The following is a 22,862-nucleotide window of genomic DNA, read 5'->3' on the forward strand; positions in this document are numbered from 1 at the left end:
AACCGGGGCGGGCTCAGGGAACCGGGCGGGCTCAGGGAACCGGGCGGGCTCAGGGACCGACAGGCTCAGGGACCGACAGGCTCAGGGACCGACAGCCTCAGGGGAGCGGGGTCTCCCAACCCTCGAGGACCAACTTGCCGGCCGTGCGACCTGACTCGATGCGGGCGTGCGCGTCGCGCAGGTTGGCCGCGTTGATGGGGCGCAGGACGGCGGTGGTCGTCGGCTGCACCTGGCCGGCCTCGACGAGGTCTGCGAGCCGGTCGAGGATGAAGTGCTGCTCGATCATGTCCGGCGTCTGGAACAGGGCGCGGGTGAACATCGACTCCCAGTGCCAGCTGATCGACTTCGGCTTCAGCGGCGTCACGTCGGCAGGGCCGTTGTCGATGGCGACGATGTGGCCACCGGCCCTGGTCAGGTCCACATACGCCGGGATCTGGCCCTGCGAGTGCGACGAGAACACCCAGTCGACGCCGCCCGGCGCGACCCGCAAGACCTGCTCGACAAGGTCGCCGCGGTGGTTGACAACGTGGTCTGCGCCGAGTCGTCGCACCCACGCGCCGCGCTCGTCGTCGGAGGCGGTCGCGATGACCTGCACATCGGGCAGCAGGACCTCGGCCAGCTGCAGCATGACTGCCCCGACGCCGCCCGTCGCGCCGATCACCAGCAGGTGACCCGACGACGCGGCCGTGAGGCCGAGCCGGTCGAACAGGCACTCCCACGCCGTCAGGCTCGTCAGGGGCAGGGACGCCGCGTCGGCGAAAGACACGTTGCGGGGCCGCCGTCCGACGATCCGCTCGTCGACGGCCTGGAACTGCTGGTTGCTGCCCGGCCGGTTGGTGACGCCGGCGTAGAACACCTCGTCGCCCGGGGCGAACAGCGTCACCTCGTCCCCGACCGCCTCGACGGTGCCCGCCGCGTCGAAGCCGAGCACGCGGAGCCCGTCGGGCCTGACCTGCAGACGCTGCTTGGTGTCGATCGGGTTGACCGAGACGGCCTCCACCCGGACCAGCAGGTCGTGTGGGCGGAGCTCAGTGCGCTCGACCTGGGCGTCGACCAGTGACGCGGGGTCCGAGGCGGGCAACGAATCGTGGTAGCCGACGGCGGCGTGGGTACTCATGACCCAAGCCTGCCGTGGCCGCCGGGCCTTGTCGAGACGTCCTGAGTAGCCCGGCGAACTGCCCCGTCACCATCCTGCGATGAGCACGACACACTTGTCGTTGGGGATGTGACCGTTCAGGTCGGGCAATTCCGACGATGAGCAGTGTGTCGTGCTCATCGCGACTCGGTGGGCCGGGGGTCGCTGCCGCGTCGCTGAACGGGACCGATGGGGGAGGGTTCGTGTGGCGATCAGGCGGGCGACGGGGCCGAGCTGTGCTTCGGCTCCTCGTCGGGGGTGCGCGCCGGGCCGACGGTGATCGCCGCGATGCCCGTCGTGAGCGGCACGGACAGGATCAGGCCGATCGCCGACGCGAACGTCCGGACCACCTCGCCGGCGAACATCTCCTGGCCCAACAGCGCGATGGTGTCGCGGGCCGTGAAGTAGAGCAGCAGGATGATCGTCAGCGCCGATCCGGCGTAGGCGAACACGATGGTGTAGATCGTCGACGCGATGTGGTCGCGCCCGATCCTCATGCCTGCAGTGAAGACCTGCATGCGCGTCCACTGCGGCGCGGCGGCGCGCAGCTCCCACGCGGCGGAGGCCTGCGTGATGGTGACGTCGTTGAGGACGCCGAGGCCGCCGATGATGATGCCGACCATCAGCAGGTCCTGGAAGTTGATGGCGGGGGCGAGCTGGGAGAGGTCGTACTCGTTCTCGTCGGCGAATCCCGACAGGCGGGCCATCTCGACCGAGATCGCGCCCAGCCCGGTGATTACCGCAAGCCCGAGCAGCGTGCCGGCGAGCGCCGCCGACGTGCGCAGCGATATCCCGTGCGCGATGTAGAGGACGATGAACATGATGACGGTCGACCCGGCAAGCGCGACGGCCATGCCGGGCTTGCCGACGATGACCGCGGGCAGCATGAAGCCCAGCAGGATCCACGCGCCGGCCGCCAGTCCGACCAGCGCAAGCAGGCCGCGGAGCCGCGCGACCGCGACCACCGCGACGACGAACATCACGGCCAGCGCGATCAGCACCGGCAGCCGGTGGACTCCGCTGAAGGAGTAGACCACCTCGCCGTCGCCGGTGGGGACGCGGGCGATCTCGATGATGTCGCCCGGCCGCAGCCCGTTGTTGACGCTGCCGCCGCTGAGCACGACGTCGGCGGTCTCGCCCGCGTAGGCGCCGTCGTTGATGGTCACGTTGGCCGTCTTGCAGGCGGCGCTGTCGATCGCGTCGGCGCACCCGATCGCGACGGAGTTGATCGTCGCGTCCTCGTACGTGACGCCCGGCGCGTCGCCCACCTTCTGCAGCGCCGACGACAGCTCGGTCGACGACGGCCACAACCAGATCATCGCCGCGACCGCGATCACGCCGACGACCGCGAGGAATCCGATCAGCGTCGTGCGGGCGCGCTGGCCGACCGCGACCTCGGGGACGGGTCCGTGGGAGTGTCCGTGAGCCATGGGGACAAACCTATCGGTGGCCCCTGCACGGGCCGCCTCCAGCCGGCGGCCGGCGGACTCGGGAACACCGATCCACAGGCGTACAGTTGAAAGCGAGATGACCGCAGAAACACCCGCCAGGACCCGCCGCCGCCCGGACCCTAAGTGTCCGCTGCGACCCGGCGAGCCCTGCACGCTGTGCCAGTACGACGTGCACGGCCCCGAGGACTGCCCGCTGGTCTACCTGATCATGAACGACCCCGAGGACCGCGAGGCCTGGGCCGAGTCGCGCAGGCACTGACCCCGCCGGGGTTGGTTGGCTCCGCTCGATATCCTGCGGGGCATGGACGACGTCGCCCCGACCTGTTACCGGCACCCGGGAGTCGAGACCCGCATCACGTGTCAGCGGTGCGAGCGACCCATCTGCCCGGAGTGCATGGTCCCAGGCGCCGTCGGCTTCCAGTGCCCCGAATGCGTGAGTCGGGGCCACAAGGAGACGCGCCAGCTGTCGCTGCCCTACGGCGGAGAGCGGTCGACGAACCCCAAGCTGACGACGCTGGTGCTGATCGGCATCAACGCGGCGATCTTCGTCCTCATACAGCTCGCCGGCGCGTCGAACCGGGCGCTGACGAACACGCTCGCGCTGATGCCGGCGAACCGGTGCCAGATCATGGCCGACGGCACCTTCTTCACCAACCAGCAGGCGTGCGAGACGCTCGGCATGACGTGGGGCTACGGGCTGGCCAGCGAGCCGTGGCAGCTCATCACGTCCGGATTCACGCACGTCGAGGCGATGCACATCCTGTTCAACATGGCCGTGCTCTACATGCTCGGCCCGAACCTGGAGGCGATCCTCGGGCGCGCCCGCTTCCTGGCCGTCTACCTCATCGCGCTGATCGGCGGGTCGGCGTCCGTCATGCTGTTCACCGAGCCCTGGACGCAGACGCTGGGTGCCTCCGGCGCGATCTACGGCATCCTCGGCGCCTACCTGATCGCCGCCATCAAGCACCGCGGAGACCCACGCACGATCCTGATGTGGCTGACGATCAACATCGCGTTCTCGTTCATCTTCGCCAACGTCTCCTGGCAGGGGCACATCGGCGGCCTGGTCGCGGGCACCGCGGCCACGGCGATCATCATGCTGCTCCCGAAGGAGTGGCGACGCTACCAGTGGCTCCTGCTCGGGCTCCTGGCCGTGGCGCTGGTGGCTGTCGCCTTCGTGCGCGCCGCTGCCCTGGCCTGAGTCAGGCCAGCGCCCGGCGCAGCGCAGCGGTCACGTCGCGGTCGAGGAACTCGAAGCCCGATCCCTCCAGTCGTGCGGAGCTCACGCGCTGGTCGGTGTTGACGAGTTCGTCGTAGCCCTGGCGCCCGAGCAGCAGCATCGGGCCGACGGCGGGGGTCGGTAGCCATGACGGCCGGTGGGTCGCCGCGCCGACCTCCTTCGCGAACTGCCCCTGCGTCACGGGCTCTGGCCCGACCGCGTTGACGCGACCCGACAGCGACGGCGTCTGGCCGGCGTGGACGTAGGCACGGGCCAGGTCCTCCAGCGAGATCCAGCTCAGCCACGCGTCGCGCCTTGTCAGCGGCCCGCCGAGCCCGAGTCGGAACAGGGGGAGCTGCTGCTGCAGCACGCCGCCGTTGCCGCTCAGCACGATGCCGGTGCGGAGCAGGACCGTGCGGACGCCGGCTGCGGTCGCGTGACGGGACGCGCGCTCCCAGGTGGCGACGACGTCGGCGAGGAACCCGTCCCCACGCGTCGAGCCCTCCGTCAGCAGCTCGCCCGGCCGACGGGGGCCGTAGAAGCCGATCGCGGACGCCTGTACCAGCGTCCGGCTCCCGGGGTCGGCGGCCAGGGCCTCTGCGAGGGTGGTGGTCGCGTCGAGGCGTGAGCGCAGGATGGCGGCCCGGTGCTCGTCGGTGAAGCGACCCCCGATGGTCTCCCCGGACAGGTTCACGACGACGTCGACGCCGTCGAGCGCGCCGTCGGGGAGTGCGTGGGTGGCGGGATCCCAGGCGATCTCGTCGGGGCCGTTGGGTCTGCGCCGCACGAGGCGGACGACGGTGTGGTCGCCGTGGCGCAGCAGCTGGACGAGGCGGGTGCCGACGAGCCCGGAGGATCCGGAGATGAGCCAGGTGGACATGATTCAGCCTCTCACAGGGGACATGCCCAGCGACAGGGGTGGGACGACAGGGATCTGACAACCGTCGCACACTCGCCGCCCCCAGTGTCGGGTGCCACGCGAGCAGCCGAAGCCTGCCTACGATGGCGGTATGAGTGAAGATGCGCTGGTGCTGGTCGGCAACGACAAGGGTGGGACCGTCTCCACGCTCCGCGTGAGCGACGACGCGCTGGAGGTCGTCGCGACCACCGAGGTCGGCGTCGGCTGCTCGACCTTCGCGGTTGACGGTGACCTGGTCTACGTCGCGGTGAAGGAGCCCGCCCCGGCGGTGGTGACGATGCGGCTCGACCGCACCTCCGGCGCCCTGACCGAGGTGGCCCGCCGGCACGTCCCCGACCCGCTGGGCTACGTCGCGATCGTCGGCGGGGCGACCCTGCTGGTCGCTTCGTATCACGGGGGCTGGGCGGCGTCGTACCCCGTCGCCGACGGCGTGATCGGCGAACCCGCGAGCCGCGTCGAGTACCGCAACGCGCACGCCGCCGTCGCGGACCCGACCGGCCAGAACGCCTATGTCGTGTCGCTCGGCTCGGACGTGATCGGGCAGTACTCCATCGGCATGGACTCGGAACTCGTCGAGCTGTCCGAACCCGTGGTCCACGTCACTCCTGGCGTCGGCCCGCGTCATCTGGTGGTCGCGCCGGACGGCCGCAACGCCTACGTGATCACGGAGTTCACCGGTGAGGCCATCCGCTTCGACCGCTCCGAGGGCGGCCGCCTCGAGCGGCGCGAGGAGGTCCCCGTTCACGACGCCACCCGCGGGCTGCGCACGAGCGCGCTCGGCCTCGACCCCAAGGCCGGGCACCTCATCTGGGGCGCCGACATCGCGCTCGCCGCCGACGGCCGCTGGCTCCTGTGCACCGAACGCAGCGAGTCGACGGTGGCCGCCGTCGAGCTCGACGGCGAGGGCAGGCTGAGCGACAAGGTCGTCTTCACCGACACCGAGGCTCAGCCCCGCGGCCTCACCGTCGGCCCCGACGGCACCACGGTGATCGTCGTCGGCGAGGTGTCCGGCCACGCGTCGCTCTACCGCCTGGCCGACAACGGGACCATGGTCCTCTCCGACCGTGTGGAGACCGGCAAGGGCCCGAACTGGGTCCGCTTCGTCTGAGCGGTCCACCCCCTGTGTACAACCCGTGCCAGCGCCGTCCCCAGGCTTTCCACGCTCAGAATCCAGCGCTGTGCACCGCCCATGGGGATAATGCACCGACTTATCCACACACTTGTTCACACCTGCGGATAAGTCTTACACCGATGTAGTTACGCGACTGACGCGCGTTGGTTTTCGGGCCTGGCCCCGGTTCCCTTGAGCCTGGTTCCGGTTCCCTGAGCACTTCGGCAGGCTCGTCGAGGGGGCGATGATCCGGGTCGCGCCCAGCAGCTTCGCGCCCTGGACCGCGGACAGCCCGACCACACCTTCACCGACGACCGCGACGGTGTCGCCGGGGCTGCCCGCCGTCGTGGATGCCGTCGCCGAACGAGCCGCCGTGGAAGCAGTTGGCCGGGAATCCCGCGACGCAGGCCTGGCGGGTCCCGTCGCTGAAAAGTGAAGGGTGCGATGACGAGGTCGCCGACGTGCAGCGCCGTCACCGCGCTGCCGATCTCCTCGACGACGCCGATGAACTTGTGTCCGATGCCGCCCGCCCGGTGCTTGTTGATGCCGCGGTAGTACCAGAGGTCTGACCCGCAGACGCAGCCGCAGACACAACCGCGGACGACGCGGACCAGCGCGTCGGTGGGTTCCTGGAGGGGGGTCGGGGCGCTCGCCGAGGGAGATGGTGCCGTCCTCGTTGAACAGTGTTGCCTTCATGGGGGTTCTCCTTTGGTGGGGTGAGTCGTCTCGTCGGCGCCGGGGTGCCTTCTCAACGCCCTTCGACGGGGGGAACCGGGTCGGGCTCAGGGAACCGGGTCGTTGAGCACTTCGACAGGCTCAGCACAGGCCCCGTCGAAACGCCTCGAGCTTGTCGAGAGGTCGGGGTGGGGTGTCTTGGGGTGGCCGGGTTGAGTCGTTTCGTCGGCGCCGGGGCGCCTTCTCAACGCCCTTCGACGGGCTCAGGGAACCGGGTCGGGCTCAGGGAACCGGGTCGGGCTCAGGGAATCGGGTCGGCTCAGGGAATCGGGTCGGCTCAGGGAACCGGGTCGGCTCAGGGAACCGGGTCGTTGAGCACTTCGACAGGCTCAGCACATGCCCTGCCGAAACGCCTCGAGCTTGTCGAGAGGTGGGACTGGGGTGCCTTGGGGTGGTCGGGTTGAGTCGTGTCGTCGGCGCCGGGGAGCCTCCTCAACGCCCTTCGACGGGCTCAGGGAACCGGGTCGGGCTCAGGGAACCGGGTCGGGCTCAGGGAACCGGGTCGGGCTCAGGGAACCGGGTCGGCTCAGGGAACCGGGTCGGCTCAGGGAACCGGGTCGGGGTGGGTCAGGCCGCGGCGGGTTCGGGGGTCCGCTGCGGCTGGCGGGCGGGGACGATCACGGCCAGGACGACGACCAGGCACAGGGCCAGCATTCCGCTGCCCCAGGTCATGGCGACCGAGACCTGGGCGGTCAGGTCGCCCGCGTGGGCGGAGGCGGCGACGAGGATCGCGAGGCCGGTCGCCATGCCCAGCTGGTGGGCGGTGTTGACCAGGCCGCTGGCGGCGCCGGCATCGCCCGGTTGCACGTTGATGATCCCGTAGCTGGTCAGCGGCGCGAAGGCGAGGCCCTGGCCCAGCCCGATCAGCACCATCGGCAGCGCGACGCCGGTGAGGTAGACGCTCGCGTTGTCGACCTGCGCGAGCCACGCCATGCCGACGAGCGTGAACGCGACGCCGGCCGCCAGCACGGACGCGGAGCCGAACCTCTTCGCGATGTGCGGCACGCCGAGTGCGACGGCGAAGTTCACGATGGTCATCGGCAGGAACCCGAGGCCGGCCTGGAAGGCCGTGAAGCCCAGGACAACCTGCATGAGCTGCGTCGTGAAGAAGAAGAAGCCCATCATCGCGCCCAGGTAGAGGGCGCGGGCCGCGTAGGCGCCCCAGCGACGGTCGTTGAAGAGGCGCAGCGGCATGATCGGCTGCGCGACCCGGCGCTCGTTGGCGACGAGCCCGGCGATCAGCGCGACCGCGGCGACGATGGAGACGATCACAACGGGGTCAACCCAGCCGCGCGTGGCCGACTCGAGGATGCCGAAGACCAGGGCGCCGACGCCGAGCGTCGCGGCGAGCGCGCCGACGACATCGAAGGGGCCGGGCTCGGGACGGGTGTCCGGGAGGTACCGTGGCGCGAGGATCGCCATCGCGATGCCGAGCGGCACGTTGATGAAGAAGCCGGCCCGCCATGAAACCCACTGGGCGGCCGCCCCGCCCACCAGCATGCCGAGGCTGGCGCCGATGCCCGCCGTGGCGGCGTAGGCAGCCACGGCCCGGTCACGCTGCGGGCCTGCGGGAAAGCTGGCCGTCAGCAGCGACAGCGCCGACGGGGCGACGATCGCCGCGCCGATGCCCTGCAGGCCGCGCGCGGCGATGAGCCACCACGACGCGGGCGCCACGCCCACGAGGAACGACGCGGTCACGAAGATCGCGAGACCCGCGACGAACACCCGACGGCGACCCAGGATGTCGCCGAGGCGCGCACCCAGCAGCAGGAGGCCGCCGAACACGAGCGTGTACGCGTCCTGTACCCACGACAACCCCGCAGCGCTCATGTTCAGCGCCTCGCTGATCGCGGGCAGCCCGGTGAAGATCACCGAGTTGTCCAGCAGGATCAGGAAGTAGCTGACCAGGATGATGAAAAGGACGGCGCGCGGGTGCTGCGGGCCCGCCGTCGTCGCTCCCGCCGGGGTTCGTGAAATGCTCATGTATCCAGGAAACGCCCGGTTCACCGAGCCAACCAGACCCGCCGGAGAGGGGTACTGGCAGGGTCTGCCGAGGACGCCCCGGCCGCGTAGCGTTGAAGCATGCCCACCCGACCGAGCCCCGCCACCACCGAACTCCGCGAGTTCCTCGCCTCCCGACGCGCCCGGATCACGCCCGACCAGGCCGGCCTCCCCGTCTACGGAGCCAACCGTCGCGTCACGGGGCTGCGCCGCGAGGAGGTCGCGCTCCTGGCGGGCATCAGCGTCGAGTACTACACGCGACTCGAGCGCGGGATCGTCGGCAGCGTCTCCGAGAGCGTCCTCGACGGGCTGGCCCACGCTCTGAGCCTCGACGAGACCGAGCGCGACCACCTGTTCCGGCTCGTCCACTCGGCGAGCACGCCCCGGCCCCGCAAGAGGCCCGCCGCCCGGCGGCGCGTCCGCCCCACGATCCAGCGGCTCCTCGACCAGCTCCAGAGCCCCGCGTACCTGCGCAACCAGCGGTTCGACATCCTCGCCTGCAACGAGCTCGGGCGCGCGCTGTATGCGCCGATCTACGAGTACGCCGAGGCCCACACGCCCGGCCAGCCGCCCAACACCGCCCGCTTCACATTCCTCGACCGGTCGGCGCCCGAGTTCTTCGTCGACTACGAGAAGGTCGCCGACGACTGCGTCGCCTTCCTGCACATCGAGGCCGGTCGGGACCCGTACGACAAGGACCTCAGTGACCTGATCGGCGAGCTCTCCACCCGCAGCGAGGAGTTCCGGCGGCTCTGGGCCGCGCAGGACGTCCGCTACCACCGCTCCGGGCGGAAGCGGCTCCATCACCCGCTGGTGGGCGTCCTTGAGTTGGACTACGAGGCCCTCGAACTGCCCGGGGACCCCGGTCAGCGGCTCAACGTCTACAGTGCACCGCCGGACTCCGACGCCGAGCGTGCCCTCAGCCTGCTGGCGAGCTGGACGCTGACCCCGTCGGACGACGAGGTCCCGGCCTGACGGGCCCGAAAATGTCATCCGGACGGAGAATCGGCGACCCCTTTTTAAAAACATGCGACTATCCAAAATAATGGCGCCAAAGACGGTGTGGGAAATCGCGTCCATGCAGCGCCGCTGAACGGTTCCCCGCCGACCAGATGTGGGCGTCGTGCGTAGTAACGTGCAGGTCATTGGTTCCGACGGAGTTACCTCGCCGTGCACATCCGCTCAGCGACATGGCTCCCAAGGTGCAGCACTTCTACTCTGGCAGAACGGGTTATTGCGCAGGTGCAAGAGACCCATTCATGGAGGTGGACATGACGGATCTGTCGGTCGACGTCGTCGTTATCGGTGGCGGTGCCACGGGAGCCGGGGTCGCGCGCGATGTGGCGATGCGCGGGCTCTCCGTGGTCCTGGTGGACCGGGCCGATCTGGGGCAGGGAACGACGGGCCGCTACCACGGCCTGCTGCACTCGGGCGGCCGCTACGTGATCTCGGACCCCGAGTCGGCGCGCGAGTGCGCCGAGGAGAACGCGATCATCACCCGCATCCACACGGACGCGGTCGAACAGACGGGCGGCCTGTTCGTCGTCACGCCCGAGGACTCCGAGGAGTACTCCGAGGGCTTCATGGCCGGCGCCGCGAAGGCACACATGCCGGCCGAGGAGATCACGATCGCGCAGGCGCTGTCGCGCGAACCCCGGCTCCACAAGGGCACCAAGCGGGCCTTCGCCGTCCTCGACGGCACCGTCGACGGCTGGGCGATGGTGTGGGGCGCCGTGGAATCCGCCAAGGAACACGGAGCCACCGTGCTGACCTACCACGAGGTCGACAAGATCCACCGCGTCGGCGACCGGGTCACCGCCGTCGAGTGCATCGACCGTAAGGCCGGCGGACGGATCACGATCGACTGCCGCTTCGTCATCAACGCCGGCGGGCCGTGGGCCGGCCGGATCGCGGGCTTCGCGGGCTGCCACGACGTCGACGTCGTCCCCGGCCGCGGCATCATGATCGCGATGAACCACCGCCTCGTGAACTCGGTGGTCAACCGCTGCATCTACCCGGCCGACGGCGACATCCTCGTCCCCGTCCACACCGTCTCCATCATCGGCACCACCGACGTGAAGGCCGACGACCCCGACAACCTGCCCATCCCGCGCAACGAGGTCCAGCAGATGCTCGACTCCGGCGCCGCGATGATCGACGGGTTCCGCGAGGCCCGCGCCGTGCACGCCTGGTCCGGAGCCCGGCCGCTGGTCAAGGACAACCGCGTCAAGGCCACCGACACCCGCCACATGAGCCGCGGCATGTCGGTACTGGACCACCTCGAGCGCGACGACCTGCACGGCCTGCTGACCATCACGGGAGGCAAGCTCACCACCTACCGCCTGATGGCCAAGCGCATCGTCGACATCATGTGCGAGCAGCTCGGCGAGGACCGCCCCTGCACCACGGACCAGGAGCCGGTGCCCACGTCGAGGAAGACGCACAACTACAAGGTGACCCACCGCCTCGAGGAACGCGACCACCATTTCCAGGAGGACCAGATCATCTGCGAGTGCGAGCTGATGAGCAAGCAGATGTTCACTGAGCTGGTCGAGGAGAACCCCGACGCCACGCTCGACGACCTGCGCCGTCGGCTCCGCCTCGGCATGGGCCCATGCCAGGGTGGGTTCTGCTCCACCAGGGCCGCCGGGCTGCTGTGCACCAACGGCATCCAGGACTCCGCCGGCGCCACGCTGGAACTGCGTGAGTTCATGAAGCACCGCTGGATGGGCCTGTGGCCGATCCTGGCCGGCGCCCAGGTGCGCCAGACCGCGCTCGACGAGTGGATCATGCGCGGCACGCTCGACATCGACCACGCGCCGGGCGACGAGAATCCGCCGGAGAGATACCCCGTGGGTGTCCCGACCGACAGCGAGGCCGTGGAGGTGGCCCGATGAGAGACGTCATGGTGATCGGAGCGGGGCTCTCGGGTCTCGTCGCGGCGATCCGGCTGCGCCAGGCGGGCCTGTCGGTCGCGCTCGTCCACAAGGGCCGCGGCGGCCTACAGCTCGGTCAGGGCACCGTCGACGTGCTCGGCTACCGGCCGCAGCGAGTCGCGCGCCCGCTCGACGAACTCGACGAGTTCCTCGCCGACCAGCACCGCGCCAGCGACATCCCCCACCCCTACGCCCACACCGGCGCCGACGCGATCCGCGAGGGCGTCCGCTACCTCGCCGAGCTGGTGGGGGAGGACTACCTCGTCGGTGACGCCGAGGTCAACGTCGCGCTTCCCACCGCCGTCGGTGCGCTGCGACCCACCGCCTACTACCCGCCGTCGATGGCCGACGGCGTCATCAGCCTCGACCCCGCGAAGCCGGGCGCGCTGACGGCCGGGTCCGCGGTGGTGGTCGTCGGCATCCGTGAGTTCAAGGACTTCACGCCCGAACTGATCGCCGGCAACCTGGCGCTGAACGACCTGCCCGGCGGCGGCCGTCTCGAGGCCCGCGCCGACTGGGTCAGCTTCCCCGCGCGCGACGGCGAGGTCGACTCGACGGGCCTGAACATCGCCCGCGCGCTCGACGACCCGGCCCGCCGCGGCGCTCTCGTCGACCAGCTCAAGGCCCTGGTGAGGCCGGGCGAGACCATCGCGCTGCCCGCCGTCCTCGGCCACGAGGACCCTGCGGCCTTCGCGGATCTGCGGGCGCAGGTCGGCTCCCCGATGTTCGAGATCCCGGTGCCGCCGCCCGGCGTGCCGGGCATGCGGCTCAACGACCGGCTCACCCGCATCGCCAAGGAGGCGCGCGTCGAGGTCTTCCTCGGGAGCAACGTGCTGGGCGCCGACTCCGCCGGCGGGGTGCTTCAGGCCGGCGTCGTCGGCACCACCGGCCACGACACGCACCTGAAGGCGCGGGCGTTCCTGCTTGCCGCGGGTGGTTTCGAGTCCGGGACTCTCGAGCTGGACTCCTACCAGAAGGTGTCCGAGACGATCCTCGGTCTCCCGCTGGCCATCCCGGCCGGGGAGCTCATCCACGACACCTGGGCCGGGCAGCAGCCGCTGTTCAGCGTGGGCGTCGCCACCAACGACGACATGGTCGTCGTCGATCCGGCCACCAACAAGCCCGTCTACAGCAACCTGTATGCGGCCGGCGGGGTGCTTGCCGGGGCCCAGCGATGGGACGAGAAGAGCGGCGAGGGCATCGCCGTCGCCAGCGCCGTGCGCGCCGCTGACGCCATCATCAGCAATCTCGCGGGAGGACAGCGATGAGCGACCTGTTGGACACCAACGAGACCCCGGCGAAGGAGCTAGGGCCCAGGCCGGGACTGGCGCCCGGGCAGACGGTGTGGGAACTCCTGGCGGCCGTGAGCCCGCGCATCAAGGACAACCCCAACACCTACGAGGCGCAGCAGCTGAACCGCGTGTCGCTGGACCAGTGCGTCAAGTGCACGATCTGCGAGACGATGTGCCCCGTCGCGAAGGTCACCCCGCTGTTCAGCGGCCCGAAGTTCGTCGGCCCGCAGGCCGAGCGCTTCCGCAACGGCGAGTCGGTCGACCACACGCTCGACTACTGCTCCAGCTGCGGTATCTGCACGCTCAACTGCCCGCAGGACGTGAAGATCGCCGAGATCAACTCCATGGCGCGCGCCGTCATGAAGAAGGACCACATGCCGCTGCGCGACCGGCTGATCACGCAGACCGAGCTCGAGGGTCGCCTGCTGACCCCGTTCGCGCCCGTCGCGAACTGGGCGCTGAAGCAGAAGCCGATCCGCGTCGCCGTCGAGAAGGTCGTCGGCGTGCACCGCGACGCGCCGATGCCCGTCGCCCAGAGCCAGAGCATCAAGGGCTGGCTCAAGCACCGCAAGGGGCCGGCCCCCCGTCGCCCCGGGCAGCCCGACCGCGGCCCAGTCGTGTTCTTCACCGGCTGCGCAGGCACCTACTTCGAGGTGGAGACCTCCAAGAAGACCATCGAGGTGCTCGAGCACCTCGGCTTCGAGGTCCTCGTCCCGAAGCAGGGCTGCTGCGGGCTGGCCGAGCAGTCGAACGGGCTCTTCGACAGCGCACGCAAGCGTGTCGTGAAGCTGTGTGAGCAGCTCAACGCGGCCGGCAAGGAACTGACCGTCATCTCGAGCTCTGGGTCCTGTGCGGGCATGATCAAGCATGAGGCGCACGAGATCATGGGCGTCGATGACCCGGCTGTGCGCAGTGTCGGCACGCGCATGCGTGAGACCAGCGAGTTCCTCCTCGATCTGTTCGACGAGGGTGAGTTGCCCACGGACTTCAAGTCCCTGGAGATGAAGATCCCGTACCACGCGCCGTGCCAGGTCAAGAGCCAGGGCATGGGCATGCCGGCCATCCGGTTGATGGAGCTCGTGCCGGGTATCCGGGTCATCGAGTCCGAGGAGAACTGCTGCGGCATCGCCGGCACCTATGGCCTGAAGAAGGAGAAGTACGACGTCGCCCAGGCGGTCGGCAGGAACCTCTTCGAGAAGGTCAAGGAGCATAACGAGGGTCTGGCGGTGTGTGACACGGAGACCTGTCGTTGGCAGATCCGCAATTCCACCGGCGTTTCGACGGTGCATCCGGTCCACGTGATCCACGCGGCCTACGGGCTCTCGGACGTGTTCAGCCCCGAGGTGTGAGCGGAGGCCCCTATGCCGGTGCCCGCCCCTGCGAGGCGTCGGGCTTCCGTGCTCCCGGCGGCGCTCCGTGGGTATCGGTGACACCTGCGGCATGCCGATGGTCATACGTTGCGTCGCTTGTGGCAATTTCACCGCCGCCTTGACGAAATGCCGCCTTCATACTTAGCTGCACAGGTATGGGGCCGACAGAGGAGATTGAGCAGCCTCCGCTTCTCGACGCCGACGCGCGGCGGAAGAAGTGGGAGGGGCGGCTTGGGACAAAGCGCCTGGTCCGCAGCGATTTCATCATCGAGGACAAGGATGGGGTCCGGTCCTCGATGAAGGGCATCGCCTATCTGCAGAGGGCGAACCTGCAGGTCCAGACCGTCGTGCGCGACAAGCTGGCCGCCCGCGTGGCCGGATTCCCCAACCTGGTGTTCGTGCACGTCACGATGCCCGAGACCACGGTGTTGTGGCCACGTGACGAGTTCTCCTCGGAGACGATGACACTCATCATCCGGATGCGGGGGAACCTGGAGATCGAGTCCGACGGAGGAATTCTGTCCTGGGACCCCGGCATCAGCCTTGTGCGCCCGGGGACCACACCCATCCGGTTCACGACTTCAGGGCCGCGGACCGAGGTGCTCTACGTCAGCATGGACGCCGCCCGGTTCGCCGATTTGGTGCCGGACATGGACGAGCGTCCACCTGGCCGACGCGTCACTCCGGGCACGCTCACGCCGCTGCTGGCCTTCATCGCCAACACCTGCACGATCGTTGACCCGCGGCCCGAGATCGCCGAGGCGCTCGAACCCGTGGCGCTCGAGGTCGTCCGGAGCCTGCTGGTGAGTGCGTTCGGCCGCCGCACGCCCGTCGAGCCGCTCTTCTCTCGGGTGCACCGCTACATCCTCGACCACTTCCATGAGGCCGAGTTGCGCATCGAGCATGTTGCGCGGCATCTCAACGTCGCGGTTCGCACCATCCAGGTCGAGTTGCAGAACGGCGGGACCACGTTCGTCAAGCTCCTGCAGCACGCGCGCACCGTCGCCGCCCTTGAACTCCTGCGATCCGAGCCTTCGGTGACCCGCGCAGACCTGGCTCGCCGCTGCGGCTTCGGCTCACTCTCGTCGCTGCAGCGCGCCCTGCGTTCGGTGTCTGTCACAGACGCCTCCGGGTAGTGCTCGGCGGCCCTCCGTGCACAACTGTGGCCAGAGCCGGAGCACTCGAACATGGACGGGTGCTACGGCTCTGGCCACAGTTGTGTACGTGGATGCGTGCCTGACGTCGTGGGCGCTGATCCACACCCTTGAGGAGGCCTGCTGCGGCGGGCGGGTGACCCCTCTACCGGGTCGACGTCCACCGGCGTCGTCACCTTCACCTATACCTTCTCCCTGCTCTGCCCGGCCGGGAAGCAGAACCACGCCGACATCTGGGTCGCCGCCCCTGAGATCCTCGGCTGCGTCGCGGGAGGCTGAGCCCCGTCGGGCGTGACGTTCGCTCAGCCGGCTCGGTTCCTGGGCACAAAGATGCGCATTTCGGGGCCGCTGCGGCCATGCTGCAGCGCTCCCGGCATAGGCATCTTTGTGCGGAAAGGGTTGGGGGCTTGACGTCGGGTGGGTGCCGGATTGGTCAGCTTGACGCGTCGGGTTACGCTCGACGGGTCCCCGTGCGAGATGCCGGGGCGGAAGGGATCATCGTGAATCGTCGTCTCGTCAGCTGTGCCCTGGCCGTGACCGTCGTCGTCGGCCTCGCGGGATGCTCCGGGGGCTCGAACCAGTCGGTGGCCGACGCGTGTGCCAGCCTGAACGAGCCCCTGTCGGAGGTCGTCACAGTCCTGCAGGACACGTCGAACTCCCTCGACACCGACCCCCAGGGCGCGGTTGACGCCTGGACCCAGCTCGCCGTCACGTTCGGAACGCTGACCGCGACGGTCTCGAACACCGAGGTCAAGGAGGCGCTCGACGCCACCCGCCAGGACGTCGCCGCGGTCCGAGACGTGCTGCAGCAGCTCGTCGACGGGGACACCACCTCCGAGGCGAGCCTGGAGACGGCGAAGGCCGAGATGCAGGAGTCGCTGTCCTCGCTCGCCAGCCTCTGCCAGGCCTAGCGGGGCTTCGACCCTTCGACGAGCTCAGGGCCCTTCGACGAGCTCAGGGAACCGGGTTGGGGTCAGGGAACCGGGTTGGCTCAGGCAACCGGGGAGGCTCAGGGATCTCTGGGCCGCCGAGCTTGTCGAGGCGCCTCGAGCGCAGCGAGAGGGGTTTCGGTGCGAGGGGTTCCCTTCGCTTCGCTCAGGGCCCTTCGACGAGCTCAGGGAACCGGGGAGGCTCAGGGAACCGCAGGCGGCTCGGCTGTTCGGGTCGTTGAGCCTGTCGAAACGCCCTGAGCGGAGCGAAGGGGCCCAGATCGCCGGACTCCACCAGAGGCAGCCGGCCTGCGGCGTGCGTCCGTCAGCCGACCGTCGCCATCGAGTCGAGGACGACCGGCATCGTCTCGGCCATCGCGTTCTCGTCGCTCGTGTAGAGCGTCAGGCTGAAGATAGTCCCGTCCGTGTGCTGCATGTACACGCCCGACATCACCCACGCCGCCGCGTCGCCGTCGGCAGGGTTCGTGGCCTGGTAGCCGACGCCGGTGCCGAACAGCGTGTCGATCTCGAACGTGGAGGCGTCCTCGAGTCCCGACTTGGTGGCGGCCGTCACGAGCGTGTCTCCGACCGGAAGCTCGGTCAGCTTGGGTGCCAGGGTCAGCTCGACGCTGATCACGCCGTCGCTGACGTCGTCGGCGTAGGCGACCAGGTCGACGTTGTCCCACCGCTGGTGGAACTCCTCCAGCGTCTTGCCCTCGGCCTCGGCCTCCGACTGCAACTCCTCGTCGGTCATGGTGGTCAACGCTGAACCGGAGGCGAGGATCGACATGTCCTCGGGGATCGCCAGCGTCAGCCCGAGCATCGGGGCCTCGACGTACCGGTATCCCGCCGGCGCGGCCTCCTCAGTGCCGACGGCGGACGACGACGTCGACGCGGTCGGCAGCGACGCCGACTCCGAGCTTGCTGCGGCCGACGGGGTGACCGCCGAGTTCGCCGACGACGAGGCCGACGAGTCGCCGGTCGTGGCCGTCGAGCAGCCGCTCAGCGCAACCACCACCGTCAGGCTGAGCGCAAGGCCGATCGTCCGGGCCGGGATCGTGGGGGCATGTCGCCGCATCGTGGACCACCTTTCAGCCGCCCAGTCTGTCACCCGCGGCCAACCCCGGCGCCCCCGGAGGTTCGGCTCACAGCGCTTTGACACCCTGCTGACAGCTTCCGGCGGGTTCCGGACCCGGCCTGCCTAGAGTTGGGCATATGACAGCGCAGCAGGCCGCGGTCGACGCGGCGATCACCGAGTCACTGGCCGAGCCCAGCGCCGGGGTCGCGCGCGTGGACGTCGGAGACGAGACGACCCTCGAGACGGCCTGGGGTCTCGCCGACCGGCGCCACGACATTGCGATGGCCCCCACGCACCGCGTGGCCATCGCGAGCGGCGGGAAGGGATTCACCGCCCTGGCCGTGATGAGCCTCATCGTCGACGGCACCCTCACGCTCGACACGACGGCCCGATCGATCCTCGGCGACGACCTCCCCCTCATCGACGACCGGGTCACGGTCAGGCATCTGCTCGCCCACCGTTCGGGTATCGGCGAGTACCTCGACGACGACGCGGACCTCTCCGAGTATCTCCTGCCCGGTCCGATGAGCGGCTACGTCTCCCCGGAGGACTACCTCGGCGTCCTCGACGGCCACGAGTCGATCTTCGAGCCCGACAGCAGGTTCAGCTACTGCAACGGCGGCTTCGTCGTGCTGGCGCTCCTGGCTCAACGCGCCTCCGGCATCGAGTTCCACGAGCTCGTCCGCGAACGCGTGATCAGGCCCGCCGGTCTCACCGCGACCGACTACCTCCGCAGCGACCGGCTTCTCGGCGACGCGGCCGTCGGCTACGTACAGGTCGACGGTGCATGGCGCACCAACGTCTTCCACCTGCCCGTCATCGGCGGCGGCGACGGGGGCATCTACACCACGGCCGCGGACCTGCAGCGCTTCTGGAGGGCGCTCCTGGCGGGGCGGATCGTCCCGGCCGACGCGGTCACGGAGATGACCTCGATGGTCACTCCCCCCGACGAGAGCGGCGAGGGGGTCGGCTATGGCCTGGGCTTCTGGGTGCCTGGCCCAGGCCGGGTCCGGCTCGTCGGGATGGACGCGGGATCGTCGTTTGCCTCGGAGCACGACGTCGCGACCGGCACCACGGCGTCGGTGCTCGCGACGACGGGCATGGGCGCCTGGGGCGTCGGCGAGGCGCTCGGGATCGACAACCTGTAGGTTCGTGACCCCGGACTCAGGAGGACCCATGGGCAGACGCAAGAAGCAGCGCGGCGCGCAGCGGCCCCGCCCCGAGGCGGACTACACGCTTCCCGTGGCGGCGAACGGCACCGTGATGGTGGACGTCAACGACGGGAGACGCGTCGCCTTCGGCCCTGCGGCCGACGAGACCGACGAAGATGCCCGCGCCAACCCCGTCTGCCACGTCTGCGGCCAGCCGGCCCGCCGCGTCGACTATGCGGAACTCGAGCAGTTCGACCCGACCGCCTTCGAGGACCTGCAGGACAACTTCACCGACGACGAGATCTTCACGTGCTGGATCTGCGAGGCGTGCGACAGGTTCGGGTTCCTGATCGGGCACCTCGACCACGACGACGACACCCCTGAGCCCAACGAGGATGACTACTTCGACCCCGAGCTGTCCTGCGCCGCCTGCGGGTCCTACGACGTGCTCGTCGGCGACCCGGCCATGGCGATGAAGCAGGACCGGCCCGGCTTCCTTGCAGCCAGGAAGGAGTTCGGCCCGGCCGCGCTCCTCAATGGCGAGGCCGTCTGGTGCCAGCGATGCGGGGTGATCGGCTACAACCCCGGCCCCGCGGACGGGTTCAGCATCTATGGCGGCCCCGTCGACGGCGCCTGGGCTAGACCGTGACGCTCACCCCCAGACGATGAACCCGGCGCGGGCGGCCGTGAATCCGCGACCGTCGTCGTCGAGGCACGTGATGCCGGTGGAGCGCGACGAGCACGTCAGCGACTCCACCGTCAGCGACTGGCCGTACTCGAGCACCCTGTCCCCGCCGTAGAACGGCCGCCCCTCGGTGCAGCCGGTGGCGGCACCACGGTCGGGCGAGAACGCGACGACGGGGGAATCCGGGCAGTCCCGCAGGTTCGCGACGGGGGCGTCCGACTGGCAGGCCGCAGCGGGCTGAGCCTCGAACGTGTCGATGGCGCAGTGCAGGTTCCCGCTGGGACTGACGAAATAGTACGTGCCGCTCTCGGCGTCCTGGAAGCGCCCACGCGACACCGGGGTGCCGCCGGATCGGGGAGGGGTCGGGCTTGGGGCGGCCGACGGGGTGTCCGGCGACCCGGTATCGGTCGGGACGGGCCCCTCCCAGGACTGCGTGGCAGGAGGCGGAGACGCGGTGGTCGCCACGGACCCGGGAGTGCGGGACGGTGTCGAGCAGCCGACGAGTAGGGCGCATGCCACCACCGCGATGGTGATGATGATGCGTCGCACGCTCATGCGCCGATTGTGCCTCCACCCCGTCGCACTCCCGGGCGACCCGCCACCGAAACAGCGCTGTTGCTCGCCAGAATCAGCGCCATGCCCAGCCACTCGTGGACCTCCAGCGCCTGGCCGAGCAGCAGCCACCCGGCCAGCGCGGCCCACACCGGGCTGACGCTCGACAGCGTGCCGAACAGCTCGGCGGGCACCCGACGGAGCGCTACCAGATCCGCCACGTACGGCACCACCGACGACAGGACGCCGCAGCTGACGGCAAGGAGGATCGCCGCAGGTGTCGGCGGGTGCAGCACGAACCACACCGCGGCGACGGGGAGCCACACCAGCGCCGTGACCAGGCTCGCGGCCGCGGTGCCCTCGAGCCCGGGCAGCCGCTGGCCGACGCTGCGGTTGAGCAAGATGTAGCAGGCCCACGCGGCCGCGGCCGTCAGCCCGAGGGCGACGCCGAGGAGGTCCGTCGTCGGCCCGGGCCGAGTCATCACGACCACCCCCGCGGCTGCGAGCAGCGCGCAGGCCAGGTCGATCCGACGCCGCGATCCGAGCAGCGCGACGGTCAACGGCCCGAGGAACTCGAGGGTGACGGCCAGCGCCAGGCCGATCCGGTCCACGGCCAGGTACAGGGACAGGTTCATCACGCTGAACACCGCCACCAGGCCGAGCACCGGCCCCCACTGTGCGCGAGTCAGTGCGCGCAGTCGGGGCCTGACAAGAGGGACGAGCACCGCGGCGGTGGTCAGCTGGCGGATCGCGACGACGCCCACGGCCCCGATGACCGGGAATGCGTGCGCCCCTGCGGCCGCGCCCACCTGGTTCGACGCCGAGCCGCCGACGAGGGCCGCGATGCCGGCGGCGCGCTGGCGGGAGCTGGCGGTCGCGGCGGCGATCGGGGCCGCCACGGCGGGGGCGGTGGTCGTGGTCACGCGAGAACCGTACGGCCGTGTATCCCATTAGTGAAGTGCATGATTCGTGGGAGCCATACGCTGTGGTTATGGAATGGACTCTGAGGGAGCTGCGGTTCCTGGCCGAGGTCGTGGACGCCGGCACCTTCACCGACGCGGCGGCGCGACTGCACGTCTCCCAGGCGGCCGTCTCGCGCACCATCGCCGGCCTCGAACGGGCCCTCGGGGAGCGGCTGGTCCGGCGGCTCCCGCGTGGTGTCGAGTTGACCGGCGCCGGCCAGCGGCTCCTGCCACAGGCGAGGCGCGTGCTCGCCGAGGCCGACCGCTTCACCGAGTTCGTCGCCACCCGCCACTCGACACTGCGGCTCGGCTACGCCTGGGCCGCGCTCGGCAGCCACACCGCGAAGCTCCAGCGGGGCTGGTCCCGCGACGACATCGACCTCGAGCTCGTGCGGGTCAACACCCCCTCGTCCGGGCTCGTCGAGGGCCTCACCGACGTGGCCGTCACGCGGGTCGCCGTCGACGAGAGGAGGTTCGACTCGGTGGTCGTCGGGCTGGAGCGGAGGCTCGTCGCGTTCGCCTCCGACGACGCGCAGTGGTCGCGACGACGGCAGGTGACGATGGGGGAGATCGCCGAGCGTACCGTCGTGATCGACCCGCGGGTCGGCACCACGGGACCCCTCCTGTGGCCGGGGCGTGAGCCGCGCTTCATCGAGACCTACGAGGTCGACAGCTGGCTCGACGCCATCGCCGCCGGACGGGGCGTCGGCACCACGGCCGAGGCGACGGCCCACCACCACCCACGCCCCGGCGTCGCCTACCGGCCCATCAAGGACGCCTCCCGGATCCCCGTCCGGCTGGCCTGGTGGCGCGGCGACCCGCCGCCCGGGCTCCGCGACCTGGTCCAAGCCGTCACCGCTCTCTACGCCTCCTGACGGCTCACGTGCCTCGGCCCCTTTGCCCCTGAGGCCCTGTGCTTGACTACGCCCTATGCCCTTCGACTACACCGCCATCGACCTCGAGACCGCCAACCCCTTCCGGGGCTCGCCGTGCTCCGTCGGGCTGGTGAAGGTCCGCGGAGGCGTCACGGTCGACGAGCGGCACTGGCTGATGCGCCCGCCGGCGGGGCACGACGAGTTCAGCTCCTGGAACGTGCGGGTGCACGGCATAAGCGCGGGCTCCGTGGCCCGCCTGCCACGGTGGCGCGACTTCCTCCCGCGCGTCGTGGACTTCATCGACGGCGACGTGCTCGTCGCGCACAACGCGTCGTTCGACGCCAGCGTGCTGTGCCAGGCCTGCGAGGTCGACGGGCTGGAGACCCCCGACCTGGAGTACGTCTGCACCAGGGACATGGCGAAGGAGCTGTGGCCGCTGTCCGACTACAAGCTGCCGACCGTGATGAAGGCGGTCGGCAAGGTGATGGTCGGGCACCACGATGCTCTGGCCGACGCCCGCGCGGTGGTCGCGGTGGTCGACGGTATGCGGCGGCAGCTGCAGCACGTGGGCAGCCTGCGGGAACTGGCGGGGGCGCTCGACGTCCAGGTCAAGGAGCTGCGCAGGGCGCGCCTCCGCGTGCGCTGACGGGCCGGACCTCCGTCACCCGGCCGCCGGTCGCACGGGCTGGCGCAGGATGGTCCGCAGCTTCTCCGGCGCGACGCGTCGGGGGTCGCTCAGGTAGATCTCGTGGTGCGGGCCGTTGAACGTGACGCCGAGAGCCGGCATGACCTCGTCGTGCAGGCGCGCCAGCGTCGGGGCCTCGTCGTCGTAGCTGCCGACGTGCAGGATCTGCAGTGCCCTGCCCTCGTGCAGTTCGAGCAGCCGTGCCGCAGGGAGGTCGGGCTTCTTGGCCGCGGCCTTCTTCAGCCCGACCGCCACGTCCTCGTGGCTCACGGCGTCGACTAGTGGGATCAGCATCGTCCAGTCCCAGTCGTCCTTGCGCCCAGCGGCGAACGAGGCGGGGTCATCGCTCGACCACAGTCCCTCGAGCGGCCCGACGACGAAGTCGTCGCCGGTGCGCGCCCGAAACGCGAACTTCACGCCGTAGGCCGTGGCGTAGAGCGCCTCGACGGCTGACGCGTAGGAGTCGGTGGTGTTGGGGTCGCCGTGGCCGTCGACGGCGAGGTAGCGGGTGGGGCGCACGTCCACCTCGGAGAACTCCGCGGTGCCCGCCCGGTACAGGGGACCTTTCTTCACGTCGTGCTTCACCGTCCGAGGATCCCACGGCCCGGGTGTCCAACGGCCG

At 70.0% G+C, this 22,862-nt stretch carries 22 protein-coding genes; 13 read left to right on the forward strand and 9 right to left on the reverse strand.

What is annotated here, in order from left to right; translation table 11 throughout:
- Positions 1–97: 97 nt before the first annotated feature.
- Both QH948_RS00700 and QH948_RS00705 read right to left on the reverse strand, forming a co-directional pair.
- Positions 98–1,117, reverse strand: a complete 1,020-nt coding sequence (locus QH948_RS00700; protein WP_281145072.1) for a zinc-binding alcohol dehydrogenase family protein — start codon at positions 1,115–1,117, stop codon at positions 98–100.
- A gap of 230 nt (positions 1,118–1,347) precedes the next feature.
- Positions 1,348–2,565, reverse strand: coding sequence for a YibE/F family protein (locus QH948_RS00705; protein ID WP_281145073.1), 1,218 nt, complete (start codon positions 2,563–2,565; stop codon positions 1,348–1,350).
- A 97-nt stretch (positions 2,566–2,662) separates the two neighbouring features.
- Here QH948_RS00705 and QH948_RS00710 point away from each other — a divergent pair, with 97 nt between their 5' ends.
- Positions 2,663–2,845 carry a DUF6767 domain-containing protein gene (locus tag QH948_RS00710; RefSeq protein WP_281145074.1) on the forward strand — a complete coding sequence of 61 codons (183 nt, stop codon included), beginning with the start codon at positions 2,663–2,665 and terminating at the stop codon, positions 2,843–2,845.
- Positions 2,846–2,887: 42 nt separating this feature from the next.
- On the forward strand, positions 2,888–3,787 hold the full coding sequence (locus tag QH948_RS00715) for a rhomboid family intramembrane serine protease (protein ID WP_281145075.1): 900 nt from the start codon (positions 2,888–2,890) through the stop codon (positions 3,785–3,787).
- Position 3,788: 1 nt separating this feature from the next.
- On the opposite strand, the gene QH948_RS00720 is transcribed toward QH948_RS00715, so the two are convergent.
- A complete protein-coding gene (locus QH948_RS00720) occupies positions 3,789–4,685 on the reverse strand; it encodes a TIGR01777 family oxidoreductase (protein WP_281145076.1) in 897 nt (298 codons plus the stop codon).
- 130 nt (positions 4,686–4,815) lie between these two features.
- Between QH948_RS00720 and QH948_RS00725 the strand changes: the two genes are divergently transcribed.
- On the forward strand, positions 4,816–5,832 hold the full coding sequence (locus QH948_RS00725) for a lactonase family protein (RefSeq protein WP_281145077.1): 1,017 nt from the start codon (positions 4,816–4,818) through the stop codon (positions 5,830–5,832).
- Between the two features lie 149 nt (positions 5,833–5,981).
- Here QH948_RS00725 and QH948_RS14110 read toward each other — a convergent pair whose 3' ends face one another.
- On the reverse strand, positions 5,982–6,449 hold the full coding sequence (locus tag QH948_RS14110; protein WP_369076709.1) for an alcohol dehydrogenase catalytic domain-containing protein: 468 nt from the start codon (positions 6,447–6,449) through the stop codon (positions 5,982–5,984).
- A gap of 688 nt (positions 6,450–7,137) precedes the next feature.
- Positions 7,138–8,553, reverse strand: coding sequence for an MFS transporter (locus tag QH948_RS00735; RefSeq protein ID WP_281145079.1), 1,416 nt, complete (start codon positions 8,551–8,553; stop codon positions 7,138–7,140).
- Positions 8,554–8,652: 99 nt separating this feature from the next.
- Here QH948_RS00735 and QH948_RS00740 point away from each other — a divergent pair, with 99 nt between their 5' ends.
- From QH948_RS00740 to QH948_RS00765, 6 genes are all read left to right on the forward strand, one after another.
- A complete protein-coding gene (locus QH948_RS00740) occupies positions 8,653–9,546 on the forward strand; it encodes a helix-turn-helix transcriptional regulator (RefSeq protein ID WP_281145080.1) in 894 nt (297 codons plus the stop codon).
- Positions 9,547–9,842: 296 nt separating this feature from the next.
- Positions 9,843–11,468: an anaerobic glycerol-3-phosphate dehydrogenase subunit GlpA gene (glpA, locus tag QH948_RS00745; protein ID WP_281145081.1), complete on the forward strand. Its 1,626-nt coding sequence runs from the start codon at positions 9,843–9,845 to the stop codon at positions 11,466–11,468.
- Complete coding sequence (gene glpB, locus QH948_RS00750) at positions 11,465–12,775, forward strand: glycerol-3-phosphate dehydrogenase subunit GlpB (RefSeq protein WP_281145082.1); 1,311 nt, start codon at positions 11,465–11,467, stop codon at positions 12,773–12,775. Before glpA ends, glpB begins: the two co-directional genes overlap by 4 nt.
- Positions 12,772–14,148 carry an anaerobic glycerol-3-phosphate dehydrogenase subunit C gene (locus QH948_RS00755; protein WP_281145083.1) on the forward strand — a complete coding sequence of 459 codons (1,377 nt, stop codon included), beginning with the start codon at positions 12,772–12,774 and terminating at the stop codon, positions 14,146–14,148. Before glpB ends, QH948_RS00755 begins: the two co-directional genes overlap by 4 nt.
- 176 nt (positions 14,149–14,324) lie before the next feature.
- Positions 14,325–15,305, forward strand: coding sequence for an AraC family transcriptional regulator (locus QH948_RS00760; RefSeq protein WP_281145084.1), 981 nt, complete (start codon positions 14,325–14,327; stop codon positions 15,303–15,305).
- Between the two features lie 518 nt (positions 15,306–15,823).
- A complete protein-coding gene (locus tag QH948_RS00765; RefSeq protein WP_281145085.1) occupies positions 15,824–16,234 on the forward strand; it encodes a hypothetical protein in 411 nt (136 codons plus the stop codon).
- 343 nt (positions 16,235–16,577) lie between these two features.
- On the opposite strand, the gene QH948_RS00770 is transcribed toward QH948_RS00765, so the two are convergent.
- Positions 16,578–17,330, reverse strand: coding sequence for a hypothetical protein (locus tag QH948_RS00770; protein WP_281145086.1), 753 nt, complete (start codon positions 17,328–17,330; stop codon positions 16,578–16,580).
- A 137-nt stretch (positions 17,331–17,467) separates the two neighbouring features.
- On the opposite strand from QH948_RS00770, the gene QH948_RS00775 reads away from it, so the two are divergent.
- Together QH948_RS00775 and QH948_RS00780 are read left to right on the forward strand one after the other, a co-directional pair.
- Entirely contained in the window at positions 17,468–18,478 is a 1,011-nt protein-coding gene (locus tag QH948_RS00775; protein ID WP_281145087.1) for a serine hydrolase domain-containing protein, read from the forward strand.
- 28 nt (positions 18,479–18,506) lie between these two features.
- A complete protein-coding gene (locus tag QH948_RS00780) occupies positions 18,507–19,130 on the forward strand; it encodes a hypothetical protein (RefSeq protein WP_281145088.1) in 624 nt (207 codons plus the stop codon).
- Positions 19,131–19,133: 3 nt separating this feature from the next.
- Here QH948_RS00780 and QH948_RS00785 read toward each other — a convergent pair whose 3' ends face one another.
- Together QH948_RS00785 and QH948_RS00790 are read right to left on the reverse strand one after the other, a co-directional pair.
- On the reverse strand, positions 19,134–19,721 hold the full coding sequence (locus tag QH948_RS00785) for a hypothetical protein (RefSeq protein ID WP_281145089.1): 588 nt from the start codon (positions 19,719–19,721) through the stop codon (positions 19,134–19,136).
- Positions 19,718–20,641: an EamA family transporter gene (locus QH948_RS00790; protein WP_281145090.1), complete on the reverse strand. Its 924-nt coding sequence runs from the start codon at positions 20,639–20,641 to the stop codon at positions 19,718–19,720. The genes QH948_RS00785 and QH948_RS00790 overlap by 4 nt, the downstream gene beginning before the upstream one ends.
- A 68-nt stretch (positions 20,642–20,709) precedes the next feature.
- Between QH948_RS00790 and QH948_RS00795 the strand changes: the two genes are divergently transcribed.
- Positions 20,710–21,555, forward strand: a complete 846-nt coding sequence (locus tag QH948_RS00795) for a LysR family transcriptional regulator (RefSeq protein WP_281145091.1) — start codon at positions 20,710–20,712, stop codon at positions 21,553–21,555.
- 55 nt (positions 21,556–21,610) lie between these two features.
- The gene (locus QH948_RS00800) at positions 21,611–22,201 is read left to right on the forward strand and encodes a 3'-5' exonuclease (protein ID WP_281145092.1); all 591 of its coding nucleotides are present in this window, start codon (positions 21,611–21,613) and stop codon (positions 22,199–22,201) included.
- A gap of 15 nt (positions 22,202–22,216) precedes the next feature.
- On the opposite strand, the gene QH948_RS00805 is transcribed toward QH948_RS00800, so the two are convergent.
- Positions 22,217–22,813, reverse strand: a complete 597-nt coding sequence (locus tag QH948_RS00805; protein ID WP_281145093.1) for a GyrI-like domain-containing protein — start codon at positions 22,811–22,813, stop codon at positions 22,217–22,219.
- Positions 22,814–22,862 lie beyond the last annotated feature (49 nt).

Source organism: Tessaracoccus lacteus, from assembly GCF_029917005.1.
Lineage (GTDB): Bacteria > Actinomycetota > Actinomycetes > Propionibacteriales > Propionibacteriaceae > Arachnia > Arachnia lactea.